This window comes from Roseomonas sp. E05 (assembly GCF_030063475.1).
Classification (GTDB): Bacteria; Pseudomonadota; Alphaproteobacteria; order Acetobacterales; family Acetobacteraceae; genus Pseudoroseomonas.
Genome location: NZ_JASIRT010000044.1, coordinates 1 through 12,481 on the forward strand (window position 1 = coordinate 1; position 12,481 = coordinate 12,481).

Annotated in this window: 9 protein-coding genes and 3 pseudogenes; 3 read left to right on the forward strand and 9 right to left on the reverse strand. The window is 66.1% G+C overall.

Features of this window, described 5'->3' with window-relative positions:
• Positions 1 to 403: 403 nt before the first annotated feature.
• Genes QMO56_RS24445 through QMO56_RS24470 form a run of 6 tightly spaced genes read right to left on the reverse strand, consistent with a single transcriptional unit; the run spans position 404 to position 7,505 of the window.
• Positions 404 to 1,762: an LLM class flavin-dependent oxidoreductase gene (locus tag QMO56_RS24445; RefSeq protein ID WP_283529915.1), complete on the reverse strand. Its 1,359-nt coding sequence runs from the start codon at positions 1,760 to 1,762 to the stop codon at positions 404 to 406.
• Positions 1,763 to 1,818: 56 nt separating this feature from the next.
• On the reverse strand, positions 1,819 to 3,543 hold the full coding sequence (locus QMO56_RS24450; RefSeq protein WP_283529917.1) for an ABC transporter substrate-binding protein: 1,725 nt from the start codon (positions 3,541 to 3,543) through the stop codon (positions 1,819 to 1,821).
• Between the two features lie 27 nt (positions 3,544 to 3,570).
• Positions 3,571 to 4,557, reverse strand: coding sequence for an ABC transporter ATP-binding protein (locus tag QMO56_RS24455; RefSeq protein WP_283529919.1), 987 nt, complete (start codon positions 4,555 to 4,557; stop codon positions 3,571 to 3,573).
• On the reverse strand, positions 4,554 to 5,597 hold the full coding sequence (locus QMO56_RS24460; protein WP_283529921.1) for an ABC transporter ATP-binding protein: 1,044 nt from the start codon (positions 5,595 to 5,597) through the stop codon (positions 4,554 to 4,556). The genes QMO56_RS24455 and QMO56_RS24460 overlap by 4 nt, the downstream gene beginning before the upstream one ends.
• The gene (locus tag QMO56_RS24465) at positions 5,569 to 6,531 is read right to left on the reverse strand and encodes an ABC transporter permease (protein ID WP_283529923.1); all 963 of its coding nucleotides are present in this window, start codon (positions 6,529 to 6,531) and stop codon (positions 5,569 to 5,571) included. Before QMO56_RS24465 ends, QMO56_RS24460 begins: the two co-directional genes overlap by 29 nt.
• 5 nt (positions 6,532 to 6,536) lie before the next feature.
• Entirely contained in the window at positions 6,537 to 7,505 is a 969-nt protein-coding gene (locus QMO56_RS24470; RefSeq protein WP_283529925.1) for an ABC transporter permease, read from the reverse strand.
• A 469-nt stretch (positions 7,506 to 7,974) separates the two neighbouring features.
• Between QMO56_RS24470 and QMO56_RS24475 the strand changes: the two genes are divergently transcribed.
• Both QMO56_RS24475 and QMO56_RS24480 read left to right on the forward strand, forming a co-directional pair.
• Positions 7,975 to 8,904, forward strand: coding sequence for a LysR substrate-binding domain-containing protein (locus QMO56_RS24475; RefSeq protein ID WP_283529927.1), 930 nt, complete (start codon positions 7,975 to 7,977; stop codon positions 8,902 to 8,904).
• A gap of 83 nt (positions 8,905 to 8,987) precedes the next feature.
• Positions 8,988 to 9,140 (forward strand): annotated as a pseudogene (locus QMO56_RS24480) (IS3 family transposase); the annotation flags it as partial.
• A gap of 74 nt (positions 9,141 to 9,214) precedes the next feature.
• On the opposite strand, the gene QMO56_RS24485 reads toward QMO56_RS24480, so the two are convergent.
• Positions 9,215 to 10,858, reverse strand: a complete 1,644-nt coding sequence (locus QMO56_RS24485; RefSeq protein ID WP_283529928.1) for an IS1182 family transposase — start codon at positions 10,856 to 10,858, stop codon at positions 9,215 to 9,217.
• Between the two features lie 49 nt (positions 10,859 to 10,907).
• Here QMO56_RS24485 and QMO56_RS24490 point away from each other — a divergent pair.
• Positions 10,908 to 11,374, forward strand: a pseudogene (locus QMO56_RS24490) (transposase); the annotation flags it as partial.
• A 51-nt stretch (positions 11,375 to 11,425) separates the two neighbouring features.
• Here QMO56_RS24490 and QMO56_RS24495 read toward each other — a convergent pair.
• Both QMO56_RS24495 and QMO56_RS24500 read right to left on the reverse strand, forming a co-directional pair.
• Positions 11,426 to 11,656: pseudogene (locus QMO56_RS24495) on the reverse strand (transposase); the annotation flags it as partial.
• A gap of 141 nt (positions 11,657 to 11,797) precedes the next feature.
• Positions 11,798 to 12,481, reverse strand: coding sequence for a tetratricopeptide repeat protein (locus QMO56_RS24500; protein ID WP_283529930.1), 684 nt, complete (start codon positions 12,479 to 12,481; stop codon positions 11,798 to 11,800).

Consider the following 12,481-nt stretch of genomic DNA (forward strand, 5'->3'; position numbering starts at 1 on the left):
GAGCTCGGCTCGAACACGCGGCGCCGTTCGGGCTGAACCGTGAAGACCGCCTGCCACAGGACATCCTCCCCCTCGCGGGTCAAAGATGCACCACTACTCCCCGGGACTACACACCTAGCCTCCCACGCTCCTGATCCCAGCGTTCGAGGTCCCGTCGCGGGGATGCGGCAGGACGAGGCCGCAACAGCGCCGGTGCCGGTACCCACTGAGTCCGCTTCTTGAATTGACCTGCCCCGTCTGCTTGGCCGTAGCCTGTGGCGGCTCCACGTCGACCACGAACAGAAGCGAGGGACCCACCACGTGACACCCACCGCCGGCCATTGAGTGATCCGATTACAGAAGAGCGCGGCTGTCACAGGTGCATGGCCAAGCGCAGCGAGGCATGCAGGCTTTGGCCGAGGCGCTATTCCGCGGCGGCGGACTCCCGCTGATGGACTGCCACATAGCGGTTCACATGCGGCTTCAGCCCGAGATTCCCTCGCAGCGTGACGTCTTCGTAGGCTGTACGGAACAGTCCCCGCCGCTGCAGCTCAGGTGTAATGAGCTCAACAAAATCTTCGCAGGATTCCGGCAGGTGGGTCGGCAGGATGTTAAAGCCGTCGCAGGCACCGGCCTCGTACCACTCCTGCAGGCCGTCGACGATATCCGAGGCGGTGCCGACGAGGCAGAAGCCGCCCATGGTCATTTGGTTGTAGAGCTGGCGGATGGTCAGCTTGTCCCGTCGCACGCGCTGCATGGTGCGCTCCACGCTGCTACGGACCTGCGGCTCGATGACCGGCTCGGGGACGGGGCCGTCCACGTCGTAGCCGCTGAGGTCGCCGAGTTCGTTGAACACCCGCGCGAGGCCGACCAGCGGATCGACGAGGGACTGCAGAAGGTCGACCTTAGCCTGCGCCTCCTCCCGCGTGCGCCCAACCACCGTGCGGACGCCCGGCATGATCTTCAGATCGTCCCACTCGCGGCCATACTTGGCCATGCGGCCCTTCACGTCGTCATAATAGGCCTTCGCCGAGGCGATGCTGTCGGAGGCGGCGTAGACGACGTCGGCATGCGCCGCGGCGATCTCGCGCCCAGGCTCCGAGGCGCCGGCCTGGAAAAGGATCGGGCGCCCCTGCGGCATCGGCCCGACGTTGAGCGGCCCCTTTACCGAGAAATGCTTGCCCTTGTGGTTCAGGTGATGCATGCGGCTCTCGTCCATGAAGAGCCCGGAGGCCTTGTCGCAGGGGAAGGCGCCGGGCTCCCAGGAGTCCCACAGGCCCTTGACCACCTCGACGAACTCGCCGGCGCGCTCGTAGCGGGTGTCGTAGTCGAGGTGCTTGGCACGGTTGAAGTTGTGCGCCTCCGCGTCCGACCAGGAGGTGACGATGTTCCAGCCGGCGCGGCCGCCGCTGATCTCGTCCAGCGTCGCGAACTTGCGAGCGATGTGGTAGGGCTCGTTATAGGTGGTGGAGGCGGTGGTGACGAGGCCGATGTTTCGCGTCAGCGCCGCAAGCGCCGGGAGCAGAGTCAACGGCTCCATTTCCACAATCTCGTAGCCGGACCGCGCGAGCGATCCTTTCGGCTCGTCGCGCTCGCGGATGCCAATGCCGTCAGCGAAGAAAATCATGTCAAACAGGCCGCGCTCGGCCGCCTGGGCGCTGCGCACATAGTGCTCGAAGCGCCAAGTGCCGTCGGCGGGCACCTTCGGGTGCCGCCAGGCCGCCGGGTGATAGCCGAGCCCGCGCATCGACATGCCGAGCTTCATATGGCCTCTGCTTGCCATTGACGTCGTCCTTTGCGTGACTGGCGGCGGCCGGGGCGTGCCCGGCCGCCCCGTTCTCAGTAGGTGTAGCCCGCCTTCTCCATGTACTGTCGGGCGAGATCCAGGTCGTAGGCGATTGGCTTCAGTAGGTCGTGGTCGTATTCCGGAGCGGACCACGGGATCGGAACGGTGCCGGGATTGCCGTAGCCGCCGGCGATTTCCTTGACGATCTGCTCGCGCGGCATGGCGTGGCTGATCGCCTTGCGGATGTAGGCGGCGGCCTCGGCCGCCTTGGACGGGGCCTTCTTGCCGAGCGGCGTCTCGACGCCGGTGCCGAAGACGGGATGCTTCAGATTATAGCAGATGTGCTGCCACTTGAAGCTGTCGAAGGTCAGCACCTTGCCCCATTCCGGCTCGACCGTGCTGGCGAGGGGGCCGATGTCATACATCGGGTCGTGCGCGTCGATCTCGCCCGCCTTCAGGGCGGAAAGCACGGAGTCCGTGCCCTGGATGTTGACCACGTAGAAGGTCTTCACATTGCCCGTATGCGGCTTCCAGTACTTCTCGTTGCGGACGTACTTGTAGGCCTTGCGCTGCGGGTCGTAGCCCTGCGCGATCCACGGGCCGGTGCCGACACCGCCGAGCGAGGTGTAGGTCTTACCGTCGGAGGTCTTCACCGACATGCGGCCGAGCCAGGTGCTCGCCGTATGGCTGCGCATCGCCTCGGGTTTGATGTCCTGGTAGGCATGCTTCGGAATGATCGCCTGCGCGCCCAGCAGCCAGTCGAAGAACAACATGTTGTACTGCGGCAGATCGACGGTGATCTCGTGCTTGCCGGTCACCTTGTAGCTGCCCGGTCCGCCCAGAACCTGCTCCGCCGCCGCCTGGATCGGCGCGCCATAGGCCTTATTAAGGAAGGTGTCCCAGGTGAACTTCACATCCTCGGCCGTGAACTCCTCGCCCGAATGCCAAGTGACGCCCTGGCGCAGCGTGATGACCCAGTGCCTGCCGTCCTCCGACATAGTGTGGCCCGTGGCGAGGGCTGGGACGAGCTTCTTGTTGTCCCAGCTCTCGTACTCGTAGAGCCTGTTGTAGATCGGCCCGAACACGTTCGAATCACTATAGCCGTTGCTGTACATCGGGATCAGCGACATGGGCGGGGCCCAGGAGGCGAAGGCGGCGGTGGCGTTGTCGCCGCCCCCCTCGATCGTCCACTTCTCCGGCCGCGGGTAGAAAACCGGGTTGAAGGTGGTGCTGTCGAAACCCTTGAGCTTCGGATTCACCGCGATCACATCCTCCGGGTAGAACAGGATGGTCATCGGCTCGGTGTCGTACCAACGCTTCTCGAAGGCGTGGTAGGCATCCACGCGCGCGGCCGGATTGACCGTTGCTGCCATCTTGTCGAGCGCGGCATCGATCTGGGGGTCGTTGACGTAGTAATAGTTCTGTCCGCTCGGTGGCATAAGCTCGCTGTGGAACAGCGTGTTCGGCGTCGGCGCGACGGCGTTGTAGTAGTAGCGCTCCAGATAGGCATCCCAGCCGCCCTCGGGGTGCGACTTCCCATCCCCCTTCGAGCGCCGCGGGGCGATCACGGTGAAGGGCACGAAGCTCGACACGACGTCGATGCCGATGCGCGACATCTGCTGGGCCGCCAGCGTGCCCCAGATCATGCGGGCCGGCTGGTTGTTCGGAATCATCAGGTAGAGCTTGAAGAAGGGCGCCGCCGCCCGGGCGGGTCCGACAGCGGCGGTCACCGCGGCTGCGGCCGCAGCCTTCAGCACGGTGCGGCGCCTGGCACTCATCGACATCCTCGATCTCCCGTGATGTGTTCAGACAGGGTTGTGGCAGGCCATGCGATGCTGCTCGCCGGCCGGTGTGAGCGGAGGCTCCACCTCGCGGCATACCGGCAGGGCGGCAGCGCAGCGGGGATGGAAAGGGCAGCCGGGGGGCCGGCGCATGGCGCTCGGCACCTCGCCCTGGAGGGCGATGCGGGTATTCGCCGCACCCGGCTCGGGGACCGGGATGGCGCTCAGCAGGGCGCGGGTGTAGTGGTGGCGCGGCCGCGTGAAAAGCGCGTCCACCTGCCCGATCTCGACAAGCTTGCCGAGATACATGACCGCGACATGCGTGCTGATGAAGCGCACCGAGCTCAGGTCATGCGAGATGTAGAGGTAGGCGAGGCCCATCCGGTCCTGCAGCGCGACCAGGAGGTTCAGGATCTGCGCACGGACCGAGACATCGAGCGAGGAGACCGGCTCGTCCAGGATCAGGAGCTTGGGCTCCACCGCCAGCGCCCGCGCGATGCCGACGCGCTGCCGCTGCCCGCCCGAGAACTCATGCGGGTAGCGCCAGGCGTGGTGCGGCTCGAGTCCGACCATGCGGAGAAGCTCCTCCACCCTCTCCTCCCAGCGATGCGGCTGATCGGGCAGATGGACGCGCAGCGGCTCCTTCAGCGTCTCGCCGATTGTCCAGCGCGGATTCAGCGAGAGCCAGGGATCCTGGAAGACATACTGCAACGAGCGCCGGATCTGCAGGACCTTGGCACGGTCACCCTCGCGGAAGACCGGCACGACGTCGCGCCCCTCGAAGCGGATGAAGCCGGCGCTGGGCTCGACGAGGTTCAGGATGGCGCGGGCCGTCGTCGTCTTGCCGCAGCCGGATTCGCCCACCAGCCCGAGCGTCTCCCCGGCGCGGATGCGGAAGGAGACGTCATCGACAGCCCGGATCTCGCCTGTCGTGTGCTGACGGAACAGGCCGCGTTGCCGCACCGGATACCATTTGGAGAGGCCATCGACCTCAAGCAGCGCGGCACTCATGCGGCGACTCCCTGGCTGCCGTGGCGGATGCAGCTCACCGTATGGCCGGGCGCGACCTCCGTCTCCACGGGCAGGACCCGGCGGCATTCCGCCGTCGCCTCCGGGCAGCGGTCGTGGAAGCGGCAACCGGCCGGCGGGTGCAGCAGGTTGGGTGGGCGTCCGGCGATGGTCGGCAGGGGCTGCCGCGCGCGGCCGGAATAGGAGTGGTCGACCCGCGGCATGCTCTCAAGAAGCGCGCGGGTATAGGGATGGCGCGGCGCGGTGAAGATCGTCCTGGCGCTCGCCGTCTCGCAGACTCGGCCGGCATACATCACCGTAATCCGGTCCGCCATGCGGGCGACCACGCCCATGTCGTGCGTCACCAGCACCATGGACATGTGCAGCCGCGCCTGCAGCTCGGCCAACAGGTCGAGGATCTGCGCCTGGATGGTGACGTCGAGGGCGGTGGTCGGCTCGTCCGCCAGCACCAGGGCGGGGTTGCACAGCAGGGCGCGCGCGATGCCGACCCGCTGCTTCATGCCGCCGGAGAGCTCGTGCGGAAACTGCCGCAGCCGCGCCGCGGGGTCGCTGATGCCGACAAGGTTCAGCAGCGCCGTCGCGCGCTCCTCGGCCTGCCGGCGGCTGACCTTCTCATGCCACCTCACGATCTCGCAGAGCTGCGCGCCGATGGAGTAGATCGGGTTGAGCGAGGTGGCAGGGTTCTGGAAGATCATGGCGATGTGCTTGCCGCGCACGGAGGCCATGGCCTTCGGTGTCCGCTCCAGCAGGTTCTCGCCGCGGAACAGGATGCGCCCGCCCACGGTCCGCGCCGGCGGCGGCACGAGCTGCAGCATGGCGAGGCTGGAGACGGTCTTGCCCGAGCCGGACTCGCCGACGATGCCCAGCGTCTCTGCCTTGTTCACCACATAGTCCATGCCGTCTACCGCGCGCACCACCCCGTCCCGCGTGAAGAAGTGCACGCGCAGGTCCTCGACCCGGACGAGCGGCGCCTCAGGCGCGGCGGCGACGGGCCTACTGGCGGAGGCGAGGGTTGAAAGCATCGGTCAGTCCATCCGCCAGCAGGTTGAAGCCGAGCACCGTGATGAAGATCGCCGCCCCGGGGGCCAGCGAGGCCCAGGGCGCGACCTTCAGCGCCTCGTAGTTGAAGTAGAGAAGCTGCCCCCAGGAAACCGCCTTGGGATCGCCGAAGCCGAGAAAGCTCACCATGGTCTCCGCCAGGATCGCGCCGCCGATGCCGAGCGCCACCAGCACGACCAGGGAGGGCAGTGCATTGGGCAGGATGTGGCGGAGCAGGATTTCGCGCCTGGTCGAGCCGATGCAGGTCGCCGCCTCGACGAACTCCGCGTGCTTGAGCCGCATAAACTCGGCGCGCGCCATGCGGGCGATCGGCGCCCATTCGAAGAGCCCCAGCAACACGATGATGGTCATCAGGCTGAGGTTCGGCACGCTTTCCAGCCAGGTACCCACCACCACGATACCGAACAGGCGCACGACGGCGAGGATCACGATGAAGACCGGCACCACCATGAAGAACTCGGCGAAGCGCATCAGGAACTCGTCGGTGAGGCCGCCGGCGTAGCCCGCGATGCCGCCGATTACGACGCCGATCACCGAGGCTATCATCATGGCGCCGATCCCGACCATCAGCGCCGTTGACGCGCCGTAGAGCACGCGGCTCAGCACGTCGTACCCGTTGCGGTCGGTGCCGAGCAGGTGCGTCAGCGTCGGCCCCTGCCGCGCCGCGCCGCGCAGCATGGCCGACTGGTCGTTCGGGTCGAAGGGAGCGATGAAGGGGCAGAGCGCCGCCACCAGCACCACAAAGCCGACAAGGCAAAGACCCAGCATGCCGGCGCGGTTCCTGCGGAAGCGGTACCAGCTCTGGCGCCAGATCCCCGGCGGGCGGGGCGGCCGCTCCGTTCTGGCGAGGCCGGCCTCGGGCACGACGGCGGGTGCGGGGGCGATCGGTGCGTCCATGGTCGTCAGCCCAGCCGGATGCGGGGGTCGATCAGCACATAGGCGATGTCGGTCAGCAGCGTGGCCGTGACGAGCATGACGGTGACCACCATGGTCTCGCCCATGATCACGGGATAATCGAGCTGCTGGATCGCCATGATGTAGAGCCCGCCCAGCCCCGGCCAGGTGAAGACCGTTTCGGTGACGGGGGCGGTCGCCAGCATCAGGCCGAAGAGAATGCCGAGATAGGTCAACACGGGGATGAAAGCGTTGCGCAACGCATGGCCGAAGACCACGCGTCGCTCCGGCAGGCCGGAGGCGCGCGCCGCGGTGATGAAGTCCTGCCGCAGCACCTCGACCAGTGAGGAGCGCATCAGCAGGGTCAGCGTCGCGGTGTTGAAGATCACCAGCATGCCGACCGGCAGCACCATGTGCCACAGCCCGTCGATCACGGTGCTGTCCATGAGCATGCTGCGCGTCGAGTAGGCGCCATAGGAGGGCAGGATGCCGAGCCAGTAGGAGAAGACGAGGATCAGCAGGATCCCCATGAAGAAGCCCGGCAGCGAATGGCCGAGCATCGCGCCGGAAATGACCCCGAAATCCACCCGGCTGTACTGGCGCGTCGCCGCAAGCGTCGAGACCAGCACCGCCATGCCGAGGGCGATGAGGATGCCGGGGATCTGGATCTTCAGCGTCTCCACACCATAGGCGAGCAGCATCTCGGAGACGGGCTGGTTGTAGATGATGCTTGTGCCGAAATCGAGGCGCAGGATGGCCCAGAGCCAAGTGAAATAGCGGTCGGTCACGCTGCCATCCAGGCCGTAATAGGCGGTGACCTGCTGGATGATTTCATCCGTGATGCCGGGCCGCTCAGCCAGCAGGATCTCGACAGGGTTCCCGATCGCGTTGATCAGCGCGAAGAGGATGATGCTGACGCCGAGGATGAGGCAGGCCGAAAAGATCAGCCGGCGCGCAATGTAGCGGAAGGTGCCCATGGCCCGCCGCCGTCAGCCCTGCGCCCGCAGGAGAGGTTTTGCACGACGGGGCGCACCCGCGCCATTCGCGGTTGGGAACTCCTGCACGGCATCCTCCATCGCCGATGGCCGTGCTGGCGAAAACTCCCCGATGCGGCGCCGTTCCGTCGGCACCTTGTCTGGCTCGCCGGGCCTCTGGAGCAGGTGAGGACCTGTGCGCCTGTCGGAATGCTATTCAGACGCGGCGGGGAATCAAGCCAGTTCGATATAGAAAATTACTGACCTGTCATACGGAAAGCTTATACTTTCCTTGAACTCTGCCGCGTCGGGAAGGGCCGGACGCTTCGGTTTCGCGCTGCCGCAGAGCTGGACGGAGACAAGGAGAGGCGCGCGCCTTGAGAATGCATTCCCGGCTCCACTGCTGTGCCTGCCGCCAGCCCTGCCGCGTCCGGGGCAGCACGAGCACCTCCCGCTACCGTCGCATGGCCTGATGCCACGTCACCTTAGCCACCGCGGTCTCCAGGCCTTCCGCTACACGGTGCTGACAGGCAGCGTGTCGCAGGCCGCCGACGCCCTGGCGCGGACCCAGCCTGCGGTCAGCCGCCTGCTCAAGGAGCTGGAGGAGGAGATCGGCTTCCGGTTGTTCGATCGGATCAAGGGCCGCCTGCGCGCCACGCCGGAAGCGCGCCTCCTGTTCGAGGAGACGCAACGCTCCTTCATCGGCCTGGAGCGTATCGCCTCCGTCGCCGGCGAAATCCGGCAAGGGCGTCACAGTTCACTGTCCGTCGCCTGTATGCCGGCCATGGCTCCGATCCTGCCCAGCATCTTACAAGAATTCGGCCGGCGCCATCCGGAGTGCAGGGTCTCCGTCCACTGCCTTCATTCGGAGAGCGTCGTTCCCATGGTGCTGACGGGGAGTTGTGCGTTGGGCTTCGCCAGCACTCTAGTCGGGATCCCAGGACTAGTCGCGGAGCGCAGCTTCTCCATCCCCTGCCGCTGCATCCTGCCGGCTGGCCATCCGCTGGCGCTGCGCGGTTCGCTGCACCCCGAGGATCTGCGGGGCGAAACCCTGGTCAGCTTCTTCTCTGCCACGCAGATTGGTGCTCAGGTGAATGCAATCCTAGATCGGAACGGCATCGAAATACATACTCGAATCGAGACACATTTGTCTGGTATCATCTCCGACCTGGTGCTTGAGGGGGTGGGCATAGGCATTGTGGACGCGCTTGCGGCTGCCAACCATGCGCGGCGCGGGGGGCTATCTCGGCCGTTTGTGCCAAAGGTCACCTTTGAGATGCGCCTTATCAGGCAGGCGGGTGTCAGCCTAGCGTCGGTGGCGGAAAGCTTCCTTCAGGCCAGCGATCAGGTTTTCACATGCCATTCTGACATCGCAATGCAGAATTCCGCGAATCTGGGTTAAGGAACGCTGCTCGTAAGGCCGACGAGAGAGGCTTGAACCGCTCCGGGTTTGCCGGAGGCCCCAGTTGTCGAGAGGATGGGGCTATGACGAAGAAGACGTCGAACCGGTTTTCGCCTGAGATCAGGCAGGGGGCCGTGCGGATGGTGTTGGATCATGGGGGCGACCACGCCTCGCAGTGGTCGGCCATCGGCACGATCGCGGCCAAGATTGGCTACACAGCCGAGATGCTCCGGAAGTGAGTGCGGCAGGCTGAGCGCCGCGGCCGAACCAGCTCCGGCTGTCGGATTTCACCTAGATACTGTTGGCGAAATCACGCCGCCAAGGCGGCGAAACGCGTTGTGCGAGTGCTGCTGCGCGGCACTCCTGACAGCCACTGCACCGCACGCAAGGCGTTCATGGCGGCGCCCGTGTATGCTTCCTGCAGCCCGGTCTTGGCCAGCCCGATGTAGCGGCTTCGTCGCATGCCAAGCGCGCGCACGCCCTGCGAGAGCGTTCCTTCGATGCCGGCGCGCACGTGATAGCGCTGCTTCCAGATGGGGTCGTGCATTCGCGCGCGAGCCGCGTTCAGCGCTTCGTATTCGGGACGAGGGTGGAAGTAGACGGAACGCCGGGCCTCCTTTGCCGGCGTGCACAGCGTCCGGGCGGTGCAGGCGCTGCAATCGGTGCGGCTGAACACGGCCTGGATGCGTGGGGCACCGACCTCGTCCAGCCCAGCGCGCCAGGTCACCGACGTCTTGCCCTGTGGGCAGGTGACCTGCTCGTGTTCCCAGTCGATGGTGAAGTGGCGCTGCTCATAGGCTTGCTCTGCCTGGGTTCGTCGCCTCGCCATGCCTCGGACCGGCCCCTCGAGCGAGACACCATGGTCGCGCTGGCTGCCCACGAGCAGGGCCGCATCAACATAGCTGGCGTCCACGAAATGCTCGGAGGGCAGCAGCCCCTTGGCAGCCAGGTGCTCATGGATCTCTGCCGTGCTTGCCATGTCCGGCTGCATCGCAGGGCAGGTCTTCACATGCGTGACCAGATGCACCGCATCCGCGTCGCAGGTCTCGGTCACGTGCACCTTGTAGCCCGACCATTCCATCTGCCGCTTGGTGCTGTCGTGCATCTCCGGGTCATAGGGAGACTGCAGGCGCTCGCCGACTGGCGGCAGCTCCTTGCCAGAACGCCAGCGCGGGCGGCCATTGTCGCGCGCATAATGGATCCGCCACACATCACGCAGCGTCTGAACCATTGGGATCTCGCGCGCTGCCGACGGGGTCCCGGCCCCATCCAGCGCATCGAGCAGGAAGAACCCGTCGGTCCCGATCTCCAGGGCAAGTGCTTCCCGTTTCTCCTGGCTTTTGGGCAGGCGGTAATCCTCGATGCGATGGGCATAGCGCTCGAACCAGACAGGCTGGGCCGTTTTGCGCAGCCAGTCGGGCACCACAGCCGCCAGGTCGTCCAGCGTGGCCCGAAGCGTCTCGGCCACCAATTCGAGCAGATGCAGGTCATGCACTGCGGCCAGTACGTGGGTGCTGTCGGTCCGCTGCCGGCCCCGAGCCTTGACCAAGCCGCGGGCCTTGAAGTGGTCAAGCATCCGGTCCAGGAGAAAGTGCTCCGCCCCGCCCGCCACCAAGCGCGCCCGGAACTCCGTCAGCACGCTGAAGTGGAAGCCGGGATCGGTGAGCTCGAGCCCGAGGGCATACTTCCAGTCGATCCGCGCCCGCACGGCATCGGCGGCCTGGCGGTCGCTGAGATGCTCAAGGAACTGAAAGACCGTCACCAACGCCAAGCGCCAAGGGGCGAGGCCGGGCTGCCCACGGCTGGGGTAAAGCCGACGGAAGTCCTCGTCCCCATAGAGGGCGCTGAACTCATCTCGGAGACGCGTTGCAACAGTTCCCCTGGGAAAGGCAGCGCGGGCAATGCGCGCGGTCTCGGGTGGGATCTCGCCAACTGGCATTGGATGCAGGCTCATGGAGGAGCTTTGCACACCAAATCGCGTCCAGGAAATTCGCCAACAGTATCTCACCCACCTGCCCATGCGCCGCGGCTTCCTTTACCTGGTCGCGGTGATGGACTGGGCGACGCGCAAGGTGCTGGCCTGGCGGATGTCGAACACCCTGGATGTCGAGTTCTGCCTCGAAGCGCTGAGGAGGCCCTGGCGCACCATGAGCGGCCGGAGATCTTCAACACCGATCAGGGCAGCCGGTTCACCTCGCCGCGGTTCACCAGCGTGCTGCAACGGGCGGGAGCGCGCATCTCCATGGACGGCCGCGGCCGCTGGATGGACAACGTGTTCATCGAGCGGCTGTGGCCTAGCCTGAAGTATGAGTGCGTCTACCTGCACGCCTTCGAGACCGGCTCGGAGATGCGGGCCGGGCTCACACAGTGGATCGGCTACTACAACGCCGGACGCCCACACAGCGCCCTGGCGGGGCAGACCCCCGATGAGGCGTATAGGGCAGACGCGATGACGAGATTGGCGGCCTGAGAACAACCAGGACCGAGCTTATCCAGGCCGCCAGTCCGTCCGGCAGATGGGGACCACCTCAACCACCTCACGCTCCTCCGTGGCCGTACCGGGGCGCTGACCCTGGTCGCGCTCGGCTTGGCGCACCCACTTGCGCAGCGTCTCGGCCGTGCAGCCGATCTTGCCCGCAATCGAGCCGATCGCCGCCTATTGCGACACATGGTCGCCGCCATGGCCCAAAACCACCCGGACCGCTCGCTGCCGAACCTCAGGCGAAAAGCGGTTCGTCGTCTTCTTCGTCATGCCTCCAACCCCTCAAGGTTTGAAGCCTCCGGCAAACCTGGCGCGGTTCAGCACCCTCGCTGAGGTGCTGGGCGACGTAAGGTCCCCAAGGGCTCAACAGAAGAAAGCCGGCCTCTGAAACTTTGCGCTACCGGTTAGGTGCTATCGAAGGGGCGCAGCGAGAGCCTCAAGCTCCGGATCCTCTACCACCTCCCTGGCCACCGCGCGGGCAATGGCATGGTTCTGCCGCACCCGCTCCGGCACGCCTGGCTGGTCGAGCGTATCAAACAGCGCGACAGCGGCATCAGCGCGGCCGTCCAGCAAAGTAGAGAGAGCGAGATTGTTCGCCGCCGCAAGATTGTCCGGCGAGGCAGCTTGTGCCGCGCGGTAGCTCTGCTGGGCTTCGCCATGGCGCCCCAGGAGATCAAGTGCAACCCCCTGCCCATTCAGCCCCGCAGCATCCCGCGGCGCCTTGCGCAGCAACGCCTTGTAGGTCGCCAACGCCGCTTCGGCCTGCCCCAGGGCAAGCCGGACACGGCCGGCCTCCGCCAGCAGACCGGGATCGTCAGCATGTTTCTGCAGCGCCGTCCGCAGCACCTCCATGGCCTGCTCAGGCTGTTTGTAGTCAAGCAGGGCATGGGCGTAGCGCAGCTGGGCCTCTGGCCGGTCCGGCGCCTGCTCGGCAGTCGCGGCATACAGCGAGAGTGCGACATCACCCTGCCCCGACTGCTCCGCGACCGCGGCGACATGCAGCCGGCTCGCGATTTCGTCGCGCCCGCCCGACATGGCGCAGCCGCCGGCCAGGAACAGGGGAATCAGCGCGAGGCCGTGCGTGAGGCGAAGCAT

Coding starts and splice junctions, on each gene's coding strand:
- QMO56_RS24455 (WP_283529919.1), bottom strand. CDS start 4,557: ATGAGTGCCGCGCTGCTTGAGGTCGATGGCCTCTCCAAATGGTATCCG.
- QMO56_RS24500 (WP_283529930.1), bottom strand. CDS start 12,481: ATGCTTCGCCTCACGCACGGCCTCGCGCTGATTCCCCTGTTCCTGGCC.
- QMO56_RS24460 (WP_283529921.1), bottom strand. CDS start 5,597: ATGCTTTCAACCCTCGCCTCCGCCAGTAGGCCCGTCGCCGCCGCGCCT.
- QMO56_RS24485 (WP_283529928.1), bottom strand. CDS start 10,858: ATGAGCCTGCATCCAATGCCAGTTGGCGAGATCCCACCCGAGACCGCG.
- QMO56_RS24470 (WP_283529925.1), bottom strand. CDS start 7,505: ATGGGCACCTTCCGCTACATTGCGCGCCGGCTGATCTTTTCGGCCTGC.
- QMO56_RS24450 (WP_283529917.1), bottom strand. CDS start 3,543: ATGAGTGCCAGGCGCCGCACCGTGCTGAAGGCTGCGGCCGCAGCCGCG.
- QMO56_RS24445 (WP_283529915.1), bottom strand. CDS start 1,762: ATGGCAAGCAGAGGCCATATGAAGCTCGGCATGTCGATGCGCGGGCTC.
- QMO56_RS24465 (WP_283529923.1), bottom strand. CDS start 6,531: ATGGACGCACCGATCGCCCCCGCACCCGCCGTCGTGCCCGAGGCCGGC.
- QMO56_RS24475 (WP_283529927.1), top strand. CDS start 7,975: ATGCCACGTCACCTTAGCCACCGCGGTCTCCAGGCCTTCCGCTACACG.